21 protein-coding genes are annotated in these 20,464 nt (G+C 69.1%); 19 read left to right on the top strand and 2 right to left on the bottom strand.

Annotated features, from left to right (window positions below):
• The first annotated feature begins 55 nt into the window (after positions 1-55).
• From ACW17Y_RS13575 to ACW17Y_RS13550, 6 genes are all read left to right on the top strand, one after another.
• Positions 56-718 (top strand): hypothetical protein, encoded by a 663-nt coding sequence (locus ACW17Y_RS13575; protein WP_492036215.1) that lies wholly within the window; start codon positions 56-58, stop codon positions 716-718.
• 3 nt (positions 719-721) lie between these two features.
• The gene (locus tag ACW17Y_RS13570; RefSeq protein WP_492036214.1) at positions 722-1,024 is read left to right on the top strand and encodes a winged helix-turn-helix domain-containing protein; all 303 of its coding nucleotides are present in this window, start codon (positions 722-724) and stop codon (positions 1,022-1,024) included.
• Positions 1,024-1,620: a YdeI/OmpD-associated family protein gene (locus ACW17Y_RS13565; protein ID WP_492036213.1), complete on the top strand. Its 597-nt coding sequence runs from the start codon at positions 1,024-1,026 to the stop codon at positions 1,618-1,620. Before ACW17Y_RS13570 ends, ACW17Y_RS13565 begins: the two co-directional genes overlap by 1 nt.
• Entirely contained in the window at positions 1,617-2,489 is an 873-nt protein-coding gene (folP, locus tag ACW17Y_RS13560) for a dihydropteroate synthase (protein ID WP_492036212.1), read from the top strand. The genes ACW17Y_RS13565 and folP overlap by 4 nt, the downstream gene beginning before the upstream one ends.
• Before the next feature lie 78 nt (positions 2,490-2,567).
• Positions 2,568-3,383, top strand: coding sequence for a bifunctional hydroxymethylpyrimidine kinase/phosphomethylpyrimidine kinase (gene thiD / locus ACW17Y_RS13555; protein WP_492036211.1), 816 nt, complete (start codon positions 2,568-2,570; stop codon positions 3,381-3,383).
• Positions 3,380-3,967, top strand: a complete 588-nt coding sequence (locus tag ACW17Y_RS13550; RefSeq protein WP_492036210.1) for a nucleotidyltransferase family protein — start codon at positions 3,380-3,382, stop codon at positions 3,965-3,967. The genes thiD and ACW17Y_RS13550 overlap by 4 nt, the downstream gene beginning before the upstream one ends.
• On the opposite strand, the gene ACW17Y_RS13545 is transcribed toward ACW17Y_RS13550, so the two are convergent.
• Positions 3,934-4,374, bottom strand: coding sequence for a GNAT family N-acetyltransferase (locus ACW17Y_RS13545; RefSeq protein ID WP_492036209.1), 441 nt, complete (start codon positions 4,372-4,374; stop codon positions 3,934-3,936). The genes ACW17Y_RS13550 and ACW17Y_RS13545 overlap by 34 nt on opposite strands.
• 48 nt (positions 4,375-4,422) lie before the next feature.
• On the opposite strand from ACW17Y_RS13545, the gene ACW17Y_RS13540 reads away from it, so the two are divergent.
• On the top strand, positions 4,423-5,241 hold the full coding sequence (locus ACW17Y_RS13540; RefSeq protein WP_492036208.1) for a PhzF family phenazine biosynthesis protein: 819 nt from the start codon (positions 4,423-4,425) through the stop codon (positions 5,239-5,241).
• 60 nt (positions 5,242-5,301) lie between these two features.
• Here the strand turns inward: ACW17Y_RS13540 and ACW17Y_RS13535 are convergent, their stop codons facing one another.
• Positions 5,302-5,685, bottom strand: coding sequence for a hypothetical protein (locus ACW17Y_RS13535; protein WP_492036207.1), 384 nt, complete (start codon positions 5,683-5,685; stop codon positions 5,302-5,304).
• Positions 5,686-5,883: 198 nt separating this feature from the next.
• Here ACW17Y_RS13535 and ACW17Y_RS13530 point away from each other — a divergent pair, with 198 nt between their 5' ends.
• From ACW17Y_RS13530 to ACW17Y_RS13475, 12 genes are all read left to right on the top strand, one after another.
• Positions 5,884-6,168, top strand: coding sequence for a hypothetical protein (locus ACW17Y_RS13530; RefSeq protein ID WP_492036206.1), 285 nt, complete (start codon positions 5,884-5,886; stop codon positions 6,166-6,168).
• A 20-nt stretch (positions 6,169-6,188) separates the two neighbouring features.
• Positions 6,189-6,869, top strand: coding sequence for a response regulator transcription factor (locus ACW17Y_RS13525; protein WP_492036205.1), 681 nt, complete (start codon positions 6,189-6,191; stop codon positions 6,867-6,869).
• Positions 6,866-8,305 carry a sensor histidine kinase gene (locus ACW17Y_RS13520; protein WP_492036204.1) on the top strand — a complete coding sequence of 480 codons (1,440 nt, stop codon included), beginning with the start codon at positions 6,866-6,868 and terminating at the stop codon, positions 8,303-8,305. The genes ACW17Y_RS13525 and ACW17Y_RS13520 overlap by 4 nt, the downstream gene beginning before the upstream one ends.
• 94 nt (positions 8,306-8,399) lie before the next feature.
• Complete coding sequence (locus ACW17Y_RS13515; RefSeq protein ID WP_492036203.1) at positions 8,400-9,785, top strand: hypothetical protein; 1,386 nt, start codon at positions 8,400-8,402, stop codon at positions 9,783-9,785.
• A 17-nt stretch (positions 9,786-9,802) separates the two neighbouring features.
• Entirely contained in the window at positions 9,803-10,615 is an 813-nt protein-coding gene (ccmI, locus tag ACW17Y_RS13510; protein WP_492036202.1) for a c-type cytochrome biogenesis protein CcmI, read from the top strand.
• 70 nt (positions 10,616-10,685) lie between these two features.
• Positions 10,686-11,174: a cytochrome c maturation protein CcmE gene (gene ccmE, locus ACW17Y_RS13505; RefSeq protein WP_492036201.1), complete on the top strand. Its 489-nt coding sequence runs from the start codon at positions 10,686-10,688 to the stop codon at positions 11,172-11,174.
• A complete protein-coding gene (locus ACW17Y_RS13500; RefSeq protein ID WP_492036200.1) occupies positions 11,171-13,165 on the top strand; it encodes a heme lyase CcmF/NrfE family subunit in 1,995 nt (664 codons plus the stop codon). The genes ccmE and ACW17Y_RS13500 overlap by 4 nt, the downstream gene beginning before the upstream one ends.
• Positions 13,162-13,671 (top strand): cytochrome c-type biogenesis protein, encoded by a 510-nt coding sequence (locus tag ACW17Y_RS13495; RefSeq protein WP_492036199.1) that lies wholly within the window; start codon positions 13,162-13,164, stop codon positions 13,669-13,671. The genes ACW17Y_RS13500 and ACW17Y_RS13495 overlap by 4 nt, the downstream gene beginning before the upstream one ends.
• 104 nt (positions 13,672-13,775) lie before the next feature.
• Positions 13,776-15,332: a Do family serine endopeptidase gene (locus ACW17Y_RS13490; RefSeq protein ID WP_492036198.1), complete on the top strand. Its 1,557-nt coding sequence runs from the start codon at positions 13,776-13,778 to the stop codon at positions 15,330-15,332.
• 86 nt (positions 15,333-15,418) lie between these two features.
• Positions 15,419-16,090 carry a response regulator transcription factor gene (locus ACW17Y_RS13485; protein WP_492036197.1) on the top strand — a complete coding sequence of 224 codons (672 nt, stop codon included), beginning with the start codon at positions 15,419-15,421 and terminating at the stop codon, positions 16,088-16,090.
• 9 nt (positions 16,091-16,099) lie between these two features.
• Positions 16,100-17,512 carry a sensor histidine kinase gene (locus ACW17Y_RS13480; RefSeq protein WP_492036196.1) on the top strand — a complete coding sequence of 471 codons (1,413 nt, stop codon included), beginning with the start codon at positions 16,100-16,102 and terminating at the stop codon, positions 17,510-17,512.
• Entirely contained in the window at positions 17,509-20,394 is a 2,886-nt protein-coding gene (locus ACW17Y_RS13475) for a bifunctional [glutamine synthetase] adenylyltransferase/[glutamine synthetase]-adenylyl-L-tyrosine phosphorylase (RefSeq protein ID WP_492036195.1), read from the top strand. Before ACW17Y_RS13480 ends, ACW17Y_RS13475 begins: the two co-directional genes overlap by 4 nt.
• The last annotated feature ends 70 nt before the right edge of the window (positions 20,395-20,464 follow it).

Here is a 20,464-nt window from a genome sequence, read left to right as displayed (position 1 = left end):
AGACCGACCGGCTCGTCCACCCCGGACGGGCCGGTCGCAGATGAGAATCGCCCCCATGCCCGCCAAGCCCGCCAGCCCCGCCAAGCCGTCCGCGCCTCGATCGGCTGAGGCCGATCTGGCCTTCCTGCGCTCGATCGTCGAGGGCGGAGGCAAGCCGTCGATCACCCTGGCCATCTGCTATCTGGCGGGCGGGCTGCTTTATGGCCTTCAGTGCCTGTTCCACATCGGCCAGATGGTCGGGCTGATCCGCTGGCCGGCTCTGGCGAACCTGACCTTCGTCATCGGCGTCACCGTGGCGGTATGCGGCTTCATCACCTGGGCGGCGATCCGCGACATGCGGGAGGCCGGGGGCGGCAACCACGGGCCGCTGGCGACGCGGACGCTGAACGCCGCCTTCTCCAGCGCCGGCATGGTCAACCTGGCCATGATCATCATCTTCGGCGTCGGGGCGTGGCGGGACGGCGATTTCGCCCTCTGGTTCTACTACCCGGCGGTGGTGTTCGGGCTGCAGGCGGCGGCCTGGCTGGTCGCCTGGGGTCTGAAGAAGAAGGTCTGGATGCTGGCGACCTCGGCCGGGGGTTGGTTGACGGCGGTCGCCCTGGGTCTGCTGATCCGTCAGCCGGATCAGTATCTCTACGTCTGCACGGTCGCCCTGTTCCTGCTGTTCGCCCTGCCGGGCTGGATCATGCTGCGCGAAGCCCGGGCAAAGGCCGCCTGACCCATGGCTCTGGGCGATCTGGGCAAGATCGACGAGGTCATCCACGGTCGCATGCGGCTGGGGATCATGGTCTATCTGGCCGATGTCGAGACCGCCGACTTCACCGAGCTGAAGACCGTTCTCGAGGCGACCCAGGGCAATCTGTCGGTCCATCTGAAGAAGCTGGAAGAGGCGGGCCATGTCGCCATCGACAAGAGCTTCCAGAACAACAAGCCGTTGACCCGCGTGACCCTCACGCCCTCTGGCCGAAAGGCGTTCGTCGCCTATCTTGAGGCCTTGGGCGGACTGATCGGAAAGAGGGACTGATGGCGCCGATGGTCGTCGATCCGAAGCGGGTGCGCGAGTTTCCGCACGCCGACGACTTCCACGACTGGCTGAAGTCACACCACGCCGGCGAGCCGGAGGTCTGGATCCGCGTATTCAAGGTCGGATCGGGCACACCCAGCGTCAGCTGGAAGGAGGCCATCCCGGTCGCCCTCGCCTGGGGCTGGATCGACGGGGTGAGGAAGAGCCTCGACGAGGTCAGCTTCCTGCAACGGTTCACGCCGCGCGGGCCCAAGAGCAGCTGGAGCGAGATCAATGTCGCCCACGCCGAGCGGATGATCGTCGACGGGACGATGCAGGCGTCGGGCCTGAAGCACGTCGAGGCGGCGAAGGCGGACGGGCGGTGGGAGAAGACCTATCGGGTCAGCGGCGCCGAGATCCCCGAGGATCTGCAGGCCGCGATCGACGCGGAGCCCGAGGCGAAGGCGCTGCTCGAGACCCTGACCTCCCAGAACCGTTTCGCCCTGATCCACCGGACCAACGCCCTGAAAACCGAGGCGGGGCGCAGGAAGAAGATAGGGGACCTGGTCGCCATGCTGAAACGGGGCGAGACCTTCTATCCGCAGAAGCGCGCATGAGGGCCGTCGTGCGTCCACGGGTGATGGGCATCCTGAATGTGACGCCGGACAGTTTCTCCGACGGCGGGATGCATGCCTCTGTCGAGGCGGGGCTGGCGCAGGCGATGCGGCTGATCGGGGACGGGGCGGACATCCTCGACATCGGCGGGGAGTCGACGCGGCCGGGGGCGGAACCCGTCGATGTCCACGAGGAGATCGCGCGGACCGCGCCCGTCATTGCGGCCGTGCATGCGCGCTGGAACGGGCCGATCAGCATCGACACGATGAAGCCCGAGGTGGCGAGGGCCGCCGTGGCGGCGGGAGCGACGATCTGGAACGACGTCACCGCGCTGACCTTCGCCCCCGATGCGCCGGAGGCGGCGGCCGAACTGGGCTGCGAGGTCGTCCTGATGCATATGCTGGGCGAGCCGCGCAGCATGCAGGTGGAGCCGCGCTATCAGGATGTGGTCGCCGAGGTGCGCGACTATCTGGCCAGCCGGGCCGAGGCAGCGATGGCGGCGGGGGTGTTGCGCGAGCGGATCACGCTCGATCCGGGCATCGGCTTCGGCAAGACGATCGAGCACAATCTGGCGCTGATCGCCGGGCTGGGGACGCTGGCGGAGCTGGGATATCCCGTGCTGCTGGGGGCCAGCCGGAAACGGATGATCCGCAACATCGACCCCTCGGCGACCGAGGCGGGGGACCGTCTGGGCGGCTCGATCGCCCTGGCGCTTGAGGCGGCACGGCGCGGGGCGGCCATCGTCCGCGTCCACGACGTGCGCGAGACGGTGCAGGCGCTTGCGGTTCAGGAGGCGGTTATTTCCGCCGACCAAACTGATCAGAATACAGCCAACAAGATCGCCAGACCGACCAACCTGACCAACGGCTGAAGACGGTCATTCTCGCCGGTCGCGGGTAGCGCAAAAGAGACGGCTTGCCGATCGCGGCGCGGCGCCGCATCCAGCGGCATGACATCGACCGAGACCCAAGCGCGTGGGCGCGTCCTGATCATCGCCGGCTCGGATTCCGGCGGCGGCGCGGGCATCCAGGCGGATATCAAGTCGGTGACCGCGATGGGCGGTTATGCGGCCACGGCGATCACCGCGATCACGGTGCAGAACACGCTCGGCGTCCACGGGGTGCACCCCCTGCCGCTCGACCTGATCGAGGCTCAGGCGCGGGCGGTGCTGGACGATATCGGCGCCGACGCGATCAAGACCGGCATGCTGGGCTCGGTCGCGGTTGTGGAGCGTGTCGCGGCCATTCTGGACACGTCGCGCGCGCCGGCCGTGGTCGATCCGGTCATGGTGGCCAAGGGCGGGGCGGCGCTACTGGACGACGACGCGGTGCAGGCGGTGCGGACCCTGATGATCCCTCGCGCGGCCCTGCTGACGCCCAATGCGCCGGAGGCCGAGGCTTTGACGGGGATCGCGGTGGAGGATCTGGACGGGCAGCGTCGGGCGGGGGCGGCCCTGCTGGAACTGGGGGCCCGGGCTGTATTGATGAAGGGCGGTCATGTGCCGGGCGCGACGGTGATCGACCTGCTGGTCACGTCTTCGGGCGAGACCCTGCTGGAGGGGCCGCGCATCGAGACGACCTCGACGCACGGCACCGGCTGCACGCTTGCCAGCGCCATCGCGGCCGGGCTGGCGCTGGGCCATCCTCTGGAGGTCGCGGTGGCGGAGGCCTGGGCCTATGTGTCCGAGGCGATCCGGCGCGCTCCCGGCCTGGGTCATGGGCACGGACCGCTGGATCACGGCTGGCCGCTGAAGGATGCGCGATGAGCGACCTCGAGGCGCGGCTGGTCGAGATCGTCAGGGCGGACACCGACCTGATGCATGTGCTGACCACGGTGCGCGGGCTGGACCTGCCGGATTGGCGAGTGTTCTCGGGCGCGGTCTATCAGTCGGTGTGGAACGCGGTGACGGGGCGGCCGGTCGGCTATGGCCGCAAGGATTTCGACCTCGGCTATTTCGACCCGGACACCTCATGGGACGCCGAGGACGTGGTGATCAAACGGGTGGCGGCGGCGTTTGAAGAGCCGTTCCGGACGGACGTCGAGGTGCGCAACCAGGCGCGGGTGCATCTGTGGTTCATGGATCGTTTCGGCGAGGACTACGAAGCGCTGCCGGACACCGATGCAGCCCTCGCGCGGTTCGTGGCGCCGGCTTTCGCAATCGGCGTGCGACTGGAGCCCGACGATACGATCAGCGTCGCCGCGCCCTTCGGGCTTCACGACGTGTTCGACATGGTCATCCGGCCCAACCCGAACCGGCCGTTGGCGAAGGGCTGGGACAAGGTCGTCGCCAGCGCCCGCTCGCGCTGGCCAGAGCTTCAGGTCGTGGGCGGCGGCGACAGCACCGGATAGATGTCGCGGTCGACCCACTCCATATGGCGCAGAGGGTCGGCGGCCTCGAAGCCGTATTGCGAATAGAGCCCGTGGGCGTCGGCGGTGGCGAGGCCCCAGCGGCGCAGACCCTGAAGCCGGACGTCGGCGAGGATGTCCTGCATCAGCTGTTTGCCCAGTCCCCGACCGCGCGCCTTGTCGTCGACGAAGACATCGCACAGCCAGGCGAAAGTGGCCTGGTCCGTGACGACCCGGGCGAAGGCGAGCAGGTCTCCGTCCTCGACCAGACCAAAGCAGAGCGACCCGGCGCAGGCGCGCGAGAAGGTCTCCCACGGGATCCGGGCGCCCCAGTAGCTTTCCTCGGCGATCCAGCGCCACGCCGTCCGCAGTTGGGCCTCGTCGAACTCGGTGGTCAGGGCGGCGGTCATCGCGGGTCCGGCTGGTCTGGAGCCAAGTCGTAGCTTAAGCCGTCGGCCATGCGCCAGTGGACCGTCGACGCCTTCGCCGAACGCCCGTTCATGGGCAACCCCGCCGCCGTGCTCCAGCCGCTGGACGCCTGGCCGGACGCCGGGTGGATGCAGTCGCTGGCGGCGGAGAACAATCATTCGGAGACGGCCTTCCTGAGAAAGACGGCGAGTCGCTCGCGGTTCGACCTGCGCTGGTTCACGCCCTCGACCGAGGTCTCCCTGTGCGGCCACGCCACCCTGGCGGCGGCCCATGTGCTGTGGCGCGAACTGGGGGTGGAGGCGCGCCGGCTGACTTTCGACACCGCGTCGGGTCCGCTGACCGTCGATCGGTTCGGCGAGGGGTATGAGATGGACTTTCCCGCCGACCCGCTGACACGGGTCGAGACGCCGAAGGGGCTGGCGGAGGCCCTGGGCGCCGAGCCGCTTGAGGTGTGGGCCAGTCGATATCTGATTGCGATCATGGCGGATGCGGCCACGGTGCGAGGCCTGACGCCGGATATCCCCGCGCTGATGGCGTTCGGGGACGGCGCGATGGAGAGGGGGCAGGTGATCGCCGCGGCCCTGTCGGACAAGAATGACGGAGGAGGGGGCGTCGATGTCGTGGACCGCTTCTTCGGGCCCGGCTGCGGGATCGCCGAGGATCCGGCGACCGGCTCGGCCAGGTGCGGTCTGGCGCCGTTGTTCGCGATGAAGCGCGACCGGACGAACGTCACCTTCGAACAGGCCTTTCCCGGCCGGGGCGCGCGGTTCGAGACCGAGCTGGCCGACGACCGGGTGCTGATCCGGGGGCGCGCGGTCACGGTGATGGGATCTGTGCTGAGGTTCTGACGAACGGAAGGGCGCGACCCTCGCGGATCGCGCCCTCCATTCAGTCAGTCACCGAAAAACCTAGTGGCGACGGTTGTCGCGGTCGCGGCGTTCCTCGCGGATCGAGGCCGATAGGCGGTCGAAGCGGCGGTCGAGATCGGACCGCTCCCAGGCCGTCAGGCCGCCACGACGGTAGCTGACTTCCAGACGAAGCAGGGCGTTGAACTCCGAGCGGACGCGGGTCGCTTCACGACGGCTAAGCTGACCGTTGCGGACGCCCTGGTCGATCCGGCGGTCCAGATTGGCCTGGCGGACGTTGATCGACTGCCAGCCGCCGTAGGTCTGGCTGTAGCCACGGTCGTCGTGACGGTCCTGGCCACGGTTGTAGGACTGGGCCGCGGCCGGGAGGGCGACGGCGGAGACCGACGCCAGGACAAGGGCGGGAACGAGCATCTTCTTCATCATCGGATCACTCCACTTTTAATCTCCACAACCGGACTGGCTGCGTTGACCTGATGAAAGCTGATTGCCGCTGAGCCGATCCTGAACGGCCCGGGTCAGGTTCCATTCATCCGCTGCGAGAGGCCCGTTTCCCCCAAGGTTAAACGTCCCTAAGCTGCACGTTCAGCCGCCGTTCAGAGCGCCGGCCTCATAAGACGCCCCATGACCCGCCTGTCCGTCCTTCTCCTGTCCGTCCTGATCGCCGCAGCGCCGCTGAGCGCCGCGAACGCGCAGGACCGCGGCAATCGTGGCAATGGTGATCGCGGCAACTCTGAATTCCAGCGTGAGCCGCGTCGCATCTCCGAGGCGGAGGCGCAGGGGATCGCCCAGTCACGCGCCCGCGGAGCCCGTTTCGTCGGGTCGCTGGGCCTGCGCGGCAACAGCTATGTCTTCCGCTTCGAGCGCGACGGTCAGATCATCGATATCTCCGTCGATTCGCGCGGCTGACGGATACGAAGGACCACACCATGCGAGTTCTCCTGGTCGAAGACGACGCCGACCTGTCGCGCCAGCTGAAACAGGCGCTGGGTGATGCCGGCTATGCCGTGGATCACGCGGCCGATGGCGAGGAGGCCCATTTCCTGGGCGATACCGAACCCTACGATGTCGTTGTGCTGGATCTCGGCCTGCCCAAGATCGACGGCGTGTCGGTGCTGGAACGCTGGCGCCGGGACGGCAAGGCGACGCCGGTCCTGATCCTGACGGCGCGCGGCGCCTGGTCGGACAAGGTGTCGGGCTTCGACGCCGGCGCCGACGACTATCTGACCAAGCCCTTCCATACCGAGGAGTTGCTGGCGCGCCTGCGGGCCCTGCTGCGACGTTCGGCGGGGATCGCCTCGGCGACCCTGGCGTGCGGCGGGCTCAGGCTGGATCCGCGCGCGGCCCGGGCGACGGTCAACGGCGAGCCCCTGCGGCTGACGTCGCTGGAGTACCGGCTGCTGCACTACATGATGATGCACCAGGGCCGGGTCATCAGCCGCACCGAGCTGGTCGAGCACCTGTACGACCAGGACTTCGACCGCGACTCGAACACCATCGAGGTCTTCATCGGCCGCCTGCGCAAGAAGGTCGGGTCCGACCGGATCGAGACTGTGCGCGGCCTGGGCTATCGTCTGACGCCTCTGGCCGGCGAGTCCGAAGCCGCGTGAGCGACGACGCACCAGCGCTTCAGCCTGTGACGAAACCGTCCTGGGGGCGCTGGTTCGGCCGGCCGGGGCGCAGTCTGACGCGCCGCCTAATCTGGCTGGCCTCGGCCTGGATCGTGGTCGCCCTGATGCTGACGGGCTGGATGCTGACGAGCCAGTATGAGGAGAGCGCGTTCCGGCGTCTGGGCAACTCCCTGGGCGGGGTCATCGACGACGTCGTCATCGCCAGCGTCATGACCCCCGAAGGCCTGCAGGTCGCCGAGATCAAGGATGCGCCCACCTTGCGCGGCCTGTCGGGCAAATACTGGATGGTGGGCGAGGTCGATTCCGAGGGCGGGTTCTTCGTGCTGGCGAAATCCCCGTCGCTGTCGGGCGAGAGCCTCTATGTCGACCCCGAATTGCCGGGGCGGCTGCAGGCGGCGATGGGTTCCACCCTCAGCTACAATGATCCCGGCATCCTGCCCGGCGGCGCCCAGCCGCTGCGGATCGCGGCCAGCATGAAGTCGCTCAACGGCCGTCCGCTGGTCTTCATGGCCGGCATCGACCGGTCCGAGATCGACATGGACACGCGCCAGTTCGCGACCTTCACCTGGACGGCCTTGCTGATCCTCGGCATCGGCCTGGTCATCGCCGTCTTCCTGCAGGTCCAGATCGGTCTGCGGCCCCTGTTCGATCTGCGGGTCGAGATCGCCAATGTGCGCAAGGGCAAGGCGGCGCGGATCGAGAAGGCCTATCCGACCGAGATCCAGCCCCTTGCCGAACAGGTCAACCGGCTGCTCGATCACAATCAGGAGGTGGTGGAGCGCCAGCGGACCCACGTCGGCAACCTGGCCCACGCCCTGAAGACGCCCCTATCCGTGATGCTGGCCGAGGCCGGCACCGATCAGGGGCAACTGGCTGACATCGTCCGACGCCAGTCCGAGGTGATGAAGGGGCAGGTCGATCACCACCTGCGCCGCGCCCGCGCCGCCGCCCGCGCGGCCCACGGTCTGGGCGAGAAGACGCCGGTGGGCGAGGTCGTCGACGAACTGGCGGTCATGCTGGAGCGGGTGTTCCAGTCGAAGGATGTGGAGATCGACTGGCGCGCGCCCGACGATCTGGCCTTCCTGGGCGAGCGTCAGGACCTGCAGGAGATCCTCGGCAATCTGATGGAGAACGCCTGCAAATGGTCGAAGCGGCGGGTGCGGGTCTCGGCCGGCGCCTCGGGCCTGGGCCAGATGATCGCCGTGATCGAGGACGACGGACCGGGCGTGCCGGCCGATCAGCGCGAGGGTATGCTGAAACGAGGCGCGCGTCTGGATGAGGATGCGCCGGGATCGGGGCTGGGTCTGGCGATCGTCGATGACCTGACCCGGGCTTACGGCGGACGGTTGACGCTGGCGGCCAGCGACCTCGGCGGGCTGAAGGCCGTGCTGGAACTGCCGGCTGCGGAAGCGTGAGAAGAATTGGGGGCTGTCCCTCCGCTTCCTGATTCTTAACCACCTGCCTTCACTGTGATTTCCGGCCGCCGTTCCGCGGTCGACGGAGTGTGGCATGGCCGAGCTATCGGTCGCGCAGCGTGCAGTGCTCGCCCAGATGCTGGAGCGGGTGCCCGACCGCGTGTTGAAAACTCTTTCGGGCGCCGTCGCCCAGATGCCCGGAGAGCGCGCGGCCGCGCTCAGCATCATGCTGGCCGACGAGACCATCGACCGCCGCCGCCGCGCCATCGCGTTCGCCCCCCTGCTGCCGATGTTCCAGCGTCGTCCCGACGGCGTCGAATCGCTGACCTTCCCGGCCGGCGTCCTGCCCCGACTGTGGAAGGCCGCGTCGAGCAAGGAGCCCGAACTGCTGCTCGTGCTCGACGACTATCGTCCGATCGAGGAGAATCCGAAGATGCGGGCGGTCGCCGACCGCATCTGTGTCGCGGCCGCCGCTGTGGTGCGTGACGAGCCCGACCTCGTCTGGCCGTCGAACGGCGGCGACGAGACGACCCGCATCAGGGGGCTGGATGAACTGGCCCTGTGCTTCGATCTGGCGGCCATGGCCCGGCGCGGCCTGCTCAACCTGCCCGACCTGATCCTGCGGCCGACCGGCGACCAGCTGGCGGAGCTGCGCCTGTTGATCCGCGACTGCGCCGAGATCACCGCCGACGGCGGACCGCGCATGCTGGAGATCATGTTCGCCCACCTGGGCGACGCCTCCCTGATCCTGCGGCTTGTGGTGCATTCGTCCAAGGCGTCGGCCAAGGAAGGCTTCCTGTCGGAATCGGAGATGGCCGGGTTCGTCAATCGCCTGATCGCCGAGGTCGAGGCGCGGGTGACGCGCATCGCCTCGCACAAGCCGGGGGCCAAGGCGGACCCCGGGCCTGGTCTGCGCGCCGACATCGCCTGGTGCGCCGAAACACTCGGCGAGCTCGACATCACCCTGCAGCTCGATCCCGAAGGGACCTGGGGCAAGCAGGCGCGAGAGGCGCGCGAGAGAATCAACAAGAGCCTGTCCGGCACCCTGCGGTCGCTGGACAAGACGATGGACAGGCTGATGCCGTCCAAGGCCGTCAAGACCGCCGGGCGGATGACGAAACAGGCGCCCGATCTGGACGCAGAGGCCGCGTCTCTGGAGGCGGTGCAGGCGGCGGTCCTGCAGCTGACCCTGCTGGGCGCCCTGCGGACCGCGGCCCAGGTGTTCGGTTGCGAAACGCTGAGGTCGCAGCTGGTGCAGTCGGTGACCGAGCGGATCACCTCCTGGGTCGACATGGTCATCGAGGCCGTGAACGCGGGCGAGGCCCCCGACCAGCGCAAGTCGCTGGCCATGGTCGAGACCCTGGCCAAATGCCTGCTCGTGATCGAGGCGACCGACGCGGCCCGCACCGTTCGACGCCGGGCCGGCGCGGCAGGCGCCCGCGCGTCGCTCGACGAGGAGCGCTCGCCCCGGGCCGCCTGATCGGCTAAACGGCGCGGATGATCGTTTTCTGGACTCTGGCCGGTCTCGCCACGGCGCTGGCCGGATTGCTGATGCTGAGCCTGGCAAGGCGCGGCGCCGACCGCGAGCAGCCCGTGTCGGACACGGGCGCGGCCGAGCTGGCCGAGCTGGATCGCCTGAAATCGCGCGGCCTGCTGGACGAGGACGCCTGGGCCGCCGCACGGGCCGAGGCCGGACGTCGTCTGCTGGCGACCAGCCAGCCGGACGCCGCGCCCCGCGTCGGCGGACGGGACCGGACGATCGTGCTGGCCGGACTGGTCGGAGCGGTCGCGGCGACACTGGGCCTGTATTTCGTCTTCGGCGCTCCGGGCTTGCCGGATCAGGCCTATGAGCGGCGCATCGACGACTGGGCCGCCAGCCCCGAGACGCTGGATGCGGAACAGATCGCCGCCGTCCTGAGCCGGGCGGTGAAGCGCGAGCCCGACAACCGCACCGCCCTGACCATGCTGGGCGCCGCCCGGTTCGAGGCCGGAGATCCGATCGGCGCAGCCTCGGCCTTCCGCCGGGCCGTGGCGCTGGATGAGAATGATGCGACCAGCTGGGCTCGTCTGGGCGAAAGCCTGGTGCGGGCGGCTGACGGGGACGTCGGCGTGGACGCCGAAGCGGCCTTCACCCGGGCGCTGGCGATTGATCCCGACCAGTTCGGCGCGCGCTACTTCCTGGGCGAGGCGGCGCTGGCGCGGGGCGATGCGGCCCGCGCCCGTGAGCTCTGGACGCCGTTGATCGCCGTGCTCGACCCGGCCGATCCGCGCCGGACTGATCTGGTCAGCCGGCTGGACGCGGCGGCATGACCCGTTGGAGCCGAACGGGAGTGGCGCTATACGGCGCGACCCCTCCGTTCCCGGAAACTGTCGTCCGCCCATGAGCTGGCTTCCCAAATCGCCGAAGGCGCGTCGTCGCCTGTGGGTCGTGGCCGCCGCTGCGCCCGTGCTGGCGCTCGCCGTCGGGCTTTCGCTGTGGGCCATGCAGGACAGCGTGACCTTCTTCTTCTCGCCATCGGAAGCGACCGCAGACGCCGCGCCCGCCGGCCGCGTCATCCGCCTGGGCGGACTGGTCGAGGCCGGCAGCGTGGAGCAGCACGGCACGACAGTCGCCTTCTCCGTCACTGACAACGCCGCGACCAGCCGGGTGATCTATGAGGGCGACCTGCCCGACCTGTTCCGCGAGGGGCAGGGGATCGTGGCGCAAGGGACGTTCGGTCCCGACCGGGTGTTCCACGCGGACACCGTCCTGGCCAAGCACGACGAGACCTATATGCCGCGCGAGGTCGCCGACCGTCTGAAGGAAAAGGGCGAGTGGCGGCCTGAGGGCGGCACGACGGCCCGGCCAGCGCAGAGCCAGACCCTGTGATCGTCGAATTCGGCGCCTTCGCGCTGATCCTCGCCCTGATGCTGTCGGTGCTGCAGACCGGTCTGGCGGCGACAGGTCGTCTGCGTCGCAGCCCCCTGTTGACGGGCGGCGCGGAGGGCGCGGCCGTGGCTGCGGCTCTGGCGACGGCGCTGGCCTTCGCGGCCCTGATCTTCGCCTTTGCGACCTCGGACTTCTCGGTCGCGAATGTCGCCAACAACAGCCACACCGACAAGCCGATGCTCTACAAGGTGGCCGCCGCATGGGGCAGCCACGAGGGGTCTCTGGTCCTGTGGTGTCTGGTCATGACCGGGTTCGGCGCGGCGCTCACGCGCGCGCGGGGCCTGCCGTTCGGGCTGAAGGCCTCGGCCGTGGGCGTGCAGGGCGGGCTGGGGGCGCTGTTCCTCGCCTTCGCCGTCTTCACCTCCAACCCCTTCGCGCGGATAGACCCGGCGCCGTTCCAGGGGTCGTCCCTGAACCCGTTGCTTCAGGACCCGGCCCTCGCGATCCATCCGCCCATGCTCTACGCGGGCTATGTCGGCTTCTCGGTGACCTTCTCTCTGGCGGTCGCCGCCCTGATCGAGGGCAAGGCCTTCTCCGGCTTCTGGCCTGCCTGGGGTCGCTGGGTGCGTCCGTGGGCCCTGGCGAGCTGGGTGTTTCTGACGGCCGGCATCACCCTGGGCGCCTTCTGGGCCTATTACGAACTGGGCTGGGGCGGCTGGTGGTTCTGGGATCCGGTCGAGAACGCCAGCTTCATGCCCTGGCTGGCGGGCGCGGCATTGCTGCACTCAGCGGTGGTGACCGAGCGGCGTGGAGCGCTGGCGGGCTGGACCGTCTTCCTGGCCCTTCTGGCCTTCACCTTCTCCATGCTGGGCGCCTTCCTCGTGCGATCCGGCGTCCTGACCAGCGTCCACGCCTTCGCCGTCGATCCTGAGCGGGGGCTGATGCTTCTGGGCATTCTCGGCTTCACGGCGGGATCGGCCTTCGCCCTGTTCGCCTGGCGCGCGCCGCAGTTGAAGGGCGGCGGCCTGTTCGCCCCGGTCAGTCGCGAGGGGGCCCTGGTGCTGAACAACCTGTTCCTGACCGTGGCGGCCGTCACTGTCCTGCTCGGCACCCTCTATCCGCTGATCCTTGAGGCGGCGACCGGCGCGACCATCTCGGTCGGCCCGCCCTATTTCGCCCTGACCTTCACGCCTTTGATGGTCGTGGCCTTCCTGATCCTGCCCGCCGGGCCTCTTCTGGCGTGGAAACGGGGCGACCTGAAGGGGGCGATTCAGAGGCTGGCGCTCGCGGGCGGTCTGGCCATCGCCTGTGGCTTCGTCGGCTGGCTGGCGTTCGAGCCGAAGAAGGCGTTCGCGGCTGCCGGGCTGGCGGTCGGGGCCTGGCTGATCTTCGGAGCCTTGGCCGAGGTGGTCGAGCGCGTGCGCCTGTTCCGCGCCCCACTCGCCGAGGTCGGCCGCCGGGCCAGGGGTCTGCCGCTCGGCGCCTGGGGCATGACGCTGGCGCATGCGGGTCTGGGCCTGTTCGTGCTCGGCGCCGTGGTCGAGACGGGCTTCAAGGTCGAGGCGGCGGCTCCCCTGCCCATCGGCGGCGAGGTCCATGCCGGTCGGTGGGCCGTGACGCTCGACAAGGTCGAGATCATCGAAGGCCCCAACTATCTGGCCGAGCGCGGGACGCTGACGGTGGCGTCGGTCGACGGCCGCGCCTTCCCGAAGACCGTCACCGCCGAACGCCGCTTCTTCCCCGCGGGCGGCCAGACGACGACCGAGGTCGGGCTCGATTTCCGGGGGCTGGACGACGTCTATGTCGTCATGGGCGAGCGTCGCTCGACGCCCGAGGCGGCCCAGGCCTGGACCGTGAGGGTCTATTACAATCCGTGGGCGCGACTGATCTTCCTCGGACCGTTCGTGATGGCGCTGGGCGGGGTGTTGTCCCTGTTCGACCGGCGGCTGAGGCTGGCGGTCAGTGGACGGAAGAGGGTCGTGGCCGCATGATCCGGTTCCTCCTCGCGCTGCTGGCCGTCCTGATTCTGTCCGGTCCCGCCCTCGCCCAGGAACCCGCCGCGCCGCCGGACCAGCCTCTGGTCTCGCCCGGTCAGGAAGCCCGGGCGCAGCGGATCTTCGAGGTCGTGCGCTGTGTGGTCTGCCAGCACGAATCCATCGCCGACAGCCCGGCCGGGATCGCCGGTGACATGCGCCGGCTGGTTCGCGAGGAGATCGCCTCCGGCGCCACGGATCAGCAGGTTCGCGACGACCTGGTCCGCCGCTACGGCGACTATGTCCTGTTCACCCCGCCTGTGCGGACCGGGACCTGGCTGCTGTGGTTCGGACCGGCCTTGCTCGTAGCTCTGGGCGGCATCGCCCTGTTCGGTTTCGCGCGGCGCAAGGCCGCCGAGACCGCGCCGCTTTCGCCCGATGAGGAACGTCGGCTGGCCGATCTTCTCCAAAGCGAAACAGTTCGCCCCGATCCTGACGCATCCGCGCCTCACGACGGGCGTTGAGGCGGCTCAAGCCTCGCGACGCGATGGTTGGCGAAAGCCGCTATCGCGCTATATCACAAGGCGAAACGGGTCCGTTCGGGCCCAAGAAGGATCGCAAGACACCGATGATGAAGCGCAAGGAATTCATCCTGGGGGCCACCGTCGGCCTCGTTTTCGCAGCCGCCGCGACCGCGGGTGGCGTGATCGACTGGCCGGGGGCCAACGCCGCCGAGGCCAGCGGGCGACTGATCCCGTCCGCCGGGGCCTCGGGCCTTGCCTTCGCCCCGCCGCAGGGCGCGCCGCTCAGCTTCGCCGACATCTTCGACCAGGTCTCGCCCGCCGTCGTCCAGATCGACGTCGAGACCCCGATCGAACGCCCGCGCGGCGGTCTGATTCCCATTCCCGGTCTGCCCGGCTTCGGCTTCCAGGCCCCGGAGACCCAGCAACCCGACGAGGAGGAGGAAGACGCTCCGACCGCCCAGGGAGCCGGCTCCGGCTTCTTCATCTCGGCCGACGGCTTCATCGTCACCAACAACCACGTCGTGGCCAACGCCACCAAGATCACCGTCAAGCTGTCGGACGGCCGTGAGCTGCCCGGCCGTCTGGTCGGCCGCGATCAGGACACTGACCTCGCCGTCATCAAGGTCGAGGGTTCGGACTTCAAGTTCGTCAGCTTCGAGGAAGCCGCCGAGCCCCGCGTGGGCGACTGGGTCATCGCGGTCGGCAACCCGTTCGGACTGGGCGGTACCGCCACGGCCGGGATCGTCTCGGCCCGGGCCCGCGAGATCGGCGACAGCTCGACGCCCTACACCGACTATCTGCAGATCGACGCCGCCATCAACCGGGGCAACTCGGGCGGCCCGACCTTCGACATCTATGGCCGAGTGATCGGCGTGAACTCGGCGATCTTCTCGCCGACGGGCGGCTCGGTCGGCATCGGCTTCGCCATCCCGGCCTCGATCGCCAAGTCGGTGACGGATCGCCTGATGAGCGGTCAGGCCATCGAGCGCGGCTATCTGGGGGTGTCGATCCAGAATCTGCTCGACGAGTATCGCGAACCGCTCGGCCTGCCTGACGATCAGGAAGGCGCCTACATCGCCGAGGTGACCCCGGGCGCTCCGGCTGAACAGGCCGGACTGCGGGCCGACGATATTGTCGTGGCCGTCAACGGGGAGTCGATCGAAAGCTCGACCGAGCTGACCCGCCGCGTCGGTCAGGCCAAACCCGGCGACATGCTGCGCCTCGAAATCATCCGCGAGGGCCGCCGTCAGACGATCAACGTCCGTTCGGGCACGCGCCCGGCCGATATTTCGGCCCTTCAGAACGGCGCCGGCGAGGATCCGGATGCCGCGCCGGGTCGGCCGGTCGCGCCGTCGGGCGAGGTTGTCGAAGGCATGACCCTGGCTCCGCTCAACGAGCAACTTCGGTCGCGCTACTCGATCGCGGAGACCGTTCGCGGCCTCGTCATCACGGGTGCGGCCGAAACATCGCGCGCCGGACGGGCGGGCGTGCAGCCCGGCTTCGTGATCATGAACGCCAATGGGCGGCCGATCTCGACCGTTGCTGAACTTCGCTCGGTGATCGACCAGGCGCGGGCTGCCAAGCGTGAGAGCGTCCTGCTTCTGATTCGTATCCCGCAGGGTAACCGGCCGTTCGTGCTGGAACTGTCGGACGCTCCTTAGTCCGCAGCCTGAACAAGGCTTAACTCCCTAAGTCGCCGCCGATGGGTTACCGTCGGCGGCGATTGTGATTCCGGAGGGGCTGGCTCGTGAAAATTCTTGTGGTCGAGGACGACGCCGAGGCGGCCCAGGCGATGGTGCGCGGTCTGTCCGAGGCGGGTCACATGGCCAGTCACGCCATCGACGGAGCCTACGGGCTGCTGGAGGCGCAAAAGGGCGACTACGACGTCTATGTCGTCGACCGGATGATGCCCCGGCTGGACGGCATCGGCATGGTCGAGACCCTGCGCAAGGACGGCGACCAGACGCCGGTCCTGTTCCTGTCCGCCATGGGCGAGGTCGAGGACCGGATCACGGGCCTGAAGGCCGGCGGCGACGACTATCTGGTCAAGCCCTACGCCTTCGCCGAGCTGATCGCCCGGGTGGAGGCCCTGTCGCGTCGTCGTGAGACCGGCGGGGTCCAGACCGTGCTGAAGGTCGGCGACCTGGAAATGAACCTGATCGCCCGCACCGTGCATCGCGGGACCAGTGAGATCGACCTGCAGCCGCGAGAGTTCCAGCTGCTGGAGTTCCTGATGCGCCACGCCGGCCAGTCGGTGACCCGCACCATGCTGCTGGAGAAGGTGTGGGAATATCATTTCGACCCCCAGACCAACGTCATCGACGTCCACATCAGCCGCCTGCGCTCCAAGATCGACAAGGGCTTCGACAAGGCGATGCTGCAGACGGTGCGCGGGGCGGGGTATCGGCTGGAGGCTTAAGAGGCCTCGATGAAGCTGCCCTCCCTCTTCCGCCGCACGCCCTTCCGGCTGACGCTGCTGTTCCTGGCGCTGTTCGCGGCGGCGGCCAGCGCCATCCTGGCCTATGTTTACATCGCCTCGGCGCAGGAGGCCCAGGCCCAGGCCGAGGCCGATGTGCGCGGCGAGCTGAAGACCCTGACCGGCGTCTATGACAGCCGGGGGCTGGATGCCCTGAACGTTGCGCTGATCGACAGGATCCTGACCCGCGACGCCTATGTCTATCAGCTGATCGACAAGGACGGAGCCCTGGGCACCGGCAGTCTCAATATGTCGCCGTTCGAAACCGCCCCAGGTGCGGAGGAATGGACCACGTCCATCATCACCGACACCGATCCGGACGGACGGGTGATCCGGCCCCAGGTGCGCGCCGTACAGGTACGGCTGTCGGGCGGCGAGGGGCTGATCGTCGGCCAATCGCTCGGCGACACCGAGGCCTATCTGGGCCGGCTGACCCAGGCGCTGTGGATGGCCATGGGCATGGTGCTGCTGCTCGGTCTCGGCGGCGGCCTGCTGATCAGCCGCAATCTGGAGCGGTCGATGGGGCGGCTGAACGCCGTGGTCGGGGCGGTGCAGGAGGGCGACCTCAAGGCGCGGGTGGCCGTGCGCGGGTCGGGCGACGAACTGGACGAGCTGGGCGCGGGGCTGAACGGGATGCTGGACCGGCTGGAGACGTCGATGGCCTCGATCCGCCATGCCGGCGACGCCATCGCCCACGATCTGCGCTCTCCGCTGACGCGGATGCGGGCCAGGCTGGAGGTCGCCCTGATCGACGCCGAGAGCGGCAGGATCGACGGCGCCGACGCGCTTCAGGTCGCGCTGGACGAGGCCGACACCCTGCTGAAGACCTTCAACACCGTGCTCGCCATCGCCCGGCTGCAGGCCGCGGCGGGCCGGGTGCCGGACGCCGCCGTGTTCGACGCGGCCGAACTGGCCGCCGACATGGCCGAGCTGTACGAGCCGGCGGCCGAGGACAAGGGGCTCGACTTCTCGGCCGAGATCGAGCGCGGCCTGATGATCGAGGGGGCCCGGCCCTTCCTGGCCCAGGCCCTGGCCAACGTCATCGACAACGCCATCAAATACACGCCGGTCGGCGGGGCGGTCATGCTGCGCGCGCGCCGGCGGTCGTCGGGCGAGATCGAATTCTCCGTCACTGACACCGGGCCGGGCGTGCCGGAAGAGGATCGCGGCCGGGTCATCGAACGGTTCGTCCGCCTCGACAACAGCCGCACCGAGGCCGGGTCGGGTCTGGGGCTGTCGCTGGTCGGGGCGGTGATGGAGGCGCATCTGGGTCGCATCCAGCTGGATGAAGGCCCCGGCGCCTATGGCGAGTCCGGGCCGGGCCTGCGCGTCGCCCTGGTCCTGCCGCCCGCGAGCGAGGGATGAGTTCGGCGTCGCTGGGCGAACGGCTGACGGCCTGCGGTCCCGTGGTCGATGCGGACGCCGCCGGACGCGCCCATAAGCGGTTGTCGGCCAGTGTGGCCGAGGGCGGCTTGGGCGTGACGCTGGACGCGGTCTGGCCTGCGCTGGCGCCGGTGTTCGCCGCATCGCCCTACCTCTTCGGTCTGGCGCGGCGCTGGCCGGACATGCTGGACGCCATCCTGGCCGACGCGCCCGATGCAAGGCTGGAGGACATCGCGGCCCGGACCATCGCCCTGACCGGAGGGGCGGACGACATGCGTTCGCCGCTGCGGAAGCTGAAGTCGGAGCTGCACCTGCTGACGGCTTTGGCCGATCTCGGCGGGGTCTGGGATCTGGATCAGGTGACCGGCGCGCTCAGCCGGTTTGCCGACGTCGCCTCGCGCGCGGCCTTGTCGGGCGTGGCGGAGGACCTGCGACGGCGCGGCAAGCTCAAGACCGCCGCCGATGACACGCGCGGTCCGATCCCGGGACTGTTCGGCCTGGCCATGGGCAAGCACGGCGCGTTCGAGCTGAACTATTCCTCCGACATCGACCTCAGCCTGTTCTTCGATCCGGACCGGCTGGCCCCCGTCCTCGCCGAGGGCACGGAGGCGCAGGGCCTGATGAACCGGGTGGCGCAGGGGGTGGCGTCCCTGCTGTCCGAGCGAACGGCCGACGGCTACGTCTTCCGCGTCGATCTGCGCCTGCGCCCCGATCCGTCCTCGACCCCGCCGGTCGTGGCCGTGCCGATGGCGCTCGACTACTACGAGAGCGTCGGCCAGAACTGGGAGCGGGCCGCCTTCATCAAGGCCCGCGCCATCTGTGGCGATTTCGGCGCGGCGACCGAGTTCCTCAAGGACATGGTCCCCTTTGTCTGGCGTCGGAGCCTCGACTACCAGGCCGTGCTGGATATCCAGTCGATCAAGCGACAGATACACGTCCACAAGACCGGCGAGGCGATGGAGGCGGCGGGCGCCAATCTGAAGCTGGGGCGCGGGGGCATCCGTGAGATCGAATTCTACGCCCAGACCCAGCAGCTGATCCTCGGCGGTCGTGATCCGTCGCTGCGCAGCCCTCGCACGATTGATGCGCTCGCGGCCCTCGTCGCCAAGGGCCACCTGCCCGCCGAGGTCGCCGCCGAGATGACCGGGGCCTATGTCGAGCTGCGGGGGCTCGAGCATCGGGCCCAGATGCTGGAGGACGAGCAGACACACATCCTTCCGGCCGATCCCCAGCGCCGCGCGGCCGTGGCGGCGCTGTCGGGGCAGGGCGATCTGGCCGCTTTCGACGCCGGGGTCGAGGCCATCCTGATCGGCGTGAACCAGCGCTACGGCGCCCTCTTCGAAGGGGAGGAGGAACTGTCCTCCCCATTCGGCAGCCTCGTCTTCACAGGTGTCGACAATGACCCCGAGACCCTGGCGACGCTGGAGCGGATGGGCTTCTCCGATCCGGGCGCGGTCGCCGACACGATCCGGTCCTGGCACCACGGCCGCATCTCCGCGACGCGTTCGGTGCGGGGGCGGGAGCTGTTCACCCGGCTGGCCCCGCGGCTGCTGACGGCGCTGGCGCGGACCGGCGCGGCCGATGCGGCCTTCAAACGGTTCTCGGTCTTCTTCGCCGGCCTGTCTGCGGGCGTGCAGGTCCAGGCCCTGTTCCTGAACCAGCCGGAGCTGTTCGAGCGGATCGTCGGCGTCATGGCCTTCGCCCCGCGTCTGGCGCGGACGCTGGGCCGCTATCCGGCGGCGCTGGATTCCATGCTGGACGCCCGGTTCGAGACCGAGCTGGGCGTCAACACCGGTCTGTTCGACCAGATGGCCGAGGAGGCCGGAGCCGCCGGCGATTTCGAGGGGGCCATGAACGCCGTGCGTCGCCTGCACCGCGAACAGGCCTTCCGAATCGGCATGCAGACCCTCAGCGGGCGGGTGGGGCCGGAAGCGGCGGGCAAGGGGTTCACCAACCTCGCCGACGCCGTCATGCGCACCCTGTCGGCGGCCGCACTGACCGAGACCGAACGGCTGGGCGGCGTGATGCCCGGCGCCGTGGCCGTCATCGCCCTCGGCAAGGCGGGGTCCCGCGAGATGACCGCGGGGTCGGACCTCGACCTGATGACCGTCTATGGCGCGCCTTCAGACGCCGTGTCGGCGACCAAGGGCTGGTCGCCTGACGTCTTCTACGTCCGTTTCACCCAGCGGCTGATCTCGGCCCTGTCGGCGCATACGGCCGAGGGCGGGCTCTACGAGGTCGACATGCGGCTGAGGCCCTCGGGGTCGAAGGGGCCGGTGTCTGTGCCGCTGTCGGGGTTCCAGGCCTATTATTCAGACGAGGCCACGACGTGGGAGTTCATGGCCCTGACCCGCGCCCGGGTCGCGTGGGCCAGCGATCCGGCGTTCGCCGCCGAGGTCACGGCGGCGATCGAGGCGGCGTTGCGGCGTCCGCGCCCCGGCGTGGACACAGCCGACGACGTGCGTGCCATGCGCGACTTGATGGACAGGGAACGGCCGGCCAGGGGGTTCTGGGATCTGAAGCTGGTTCCCGGCGGTCTGGTCGACGCAGAGTTCGTGGGTCAGTTCCGTCAACTGCAGGCGGCCGCCGAGGGCGGGGCGCTCAGTGTCTCGATCGTGGATCAGCTGGCGAAGGATCCGGCGCTGAAGGAGACATGGGTGATGCATCAGGCCCTGGCCCAGCTGCTCGCCTGCGCCTTCGACGACAAGGGTGATCCCGAGGCCGAATCGGAGACCTTCCGCACCCGCCTGGCCGAGGCGGCCGGAGCGGAGGATTTCCCGGCCCTGCGGCGTCGTCTTGAGACGGTTAGAGCGGACGCCCGCAAGGCCTTCGAGAATGCGCTTCCGAAAGCTCGCGACGGATAGTCCGCTCTCGCGCGTTTCACTTTCAAGACGGGGGTCTTGCGGGCCTGTCCGACGACCCGCCCATTCGGAG

It is taken from the genome of Brevundimonas sp. AVps7 (genome assembly GCF_058681545.1).
The sequence above is the reverse complement of the archived record's forward strand: the minus strand, read 5'-3'. Positions and strand labels throughout refer to the sequence as shown.

Coding starts and splice junctions, on each gene's coding strand:
- ACW17Y_RS13540 (WP_492036208.1), top strand. CDS start 4,423: ATGCGCCAGTGGACCGTCGACGCCTTCGCCGAACGCCCGTTCATGGGC.
- ACW17Y_RS13545 (WP_492036209.1), bottom strand. CDS start 4,374: ATGACCGCCGCCCTGACCACCGAGTTCGACGAGGCCCAACTGCGGACG.
- ACW17Y_RS13535 (WP_492036207.1), bottom strand. CDS start 5,685: ATGATGAAGAAGATGCTCGTTCCCGCCCTTGTCCTGGCGTCGGTCTCC.
- ACW17Y_RS13550 (WP_492036210.1), top strand. CDS start 3,380: ATGAGCGACCTCGAGGCGCGGCTGGTCGAGATCGTCAGGGCGGACACC.
- ACW17Y_RS13525 (WP_492036205.1), top strand. CDS start 6,189: ATGCGAGTTCTCCTGGTCGAAGACGACGCCGACCTGTCGCGCCAGCTG.
- ACW17Y_RS13515 (WP_492036203.1), top strand. CDS start 8,400: ATGGCCGAGCTATCGGTCGCGCAGCGTGCAGTGCTCGCCCAGATGCTG.
- ACW17Y_RS13575 (WP_492036215.1), top strand. CDS start 56: ATGCCCGCCAAGCCCGCCAGCCCCGCCAAGCCGTCCGCGCCTCGATCG.
- ACW17Y_RS13490 (WP_492036198.1), top strand. CDS start 13,776: ATGATGAAGCGCAAGGAATTCATCCTGGGGGCCACCGTCGGCCTCGTT.
- ACW17Y_RS13475 (WP_492036195.1), top strand. CDS start 17,509: ATGAGTTCGGCGTCGCTGGGCGAACGGCTGACGGCCTGCGGTCCCGTG.
- ACW17Y_RS13495 (WP_492036199.1), top strand. CDS start 13,162: ATGATCCGGTTCCTCCTCGCGCTGCTGGCCGTCCTGATTCTGTCCGGT.
- ACW17Y_RS13480 (WP_492036196.1), top strand. CDS start 16,100: ATGAAGCTGCCCTCCCTCTTCCGCCGCACGCCCTTCCGGCTGACGCTG.
- ccmE (WP_492036201.1), top strand. CDS start 10,686: ATGAGCTGGCTTCCCAAATCGCCGAAGGCGCGTCGTCGCCTGTGGGTC.
- ACW17Y_RS13565 (WP_492036213.1), top strand. CDS start 1,024: ATGGCGCCGATGGTCGTCGATCCGAAGCGGGTGCGCGAGTTTCCGCAC.
- ccmI (WP_492036202.1), top strand. CDS start 9,803: ATGATCGTTTTCTGGACTCTGGCCGGTCTCGCCACGGCGCTGGCCGGA.
- thiD (WP_492036211.1), top strand. CDS start 2,568: ATGACATCGACCGAGACCCAAGCGCGTGGGCGCGTCCTGATCATCGCC.
- folP (WP_492036212.1), top strand. CDS start 1,617: ATGAGGGCCGTCGTGCGTCCACGGGTGATGGGCATCCTGAATGTGACG.
- ACW17Y_RS13570 (WP_492036214.1), top strand. CDS start 722: ATGGCTCTGGGCGATCTGGGCAAGATCGACGAGGTCATCCACGGTCGC.
- ACW17Y_RS13530 (WP_492036206.1), top strand. CDS start 5,884: ATGACCCGCCTGTCCGTCCTTCTCCTGTCCGTCCTGATCGCCGCAGCG.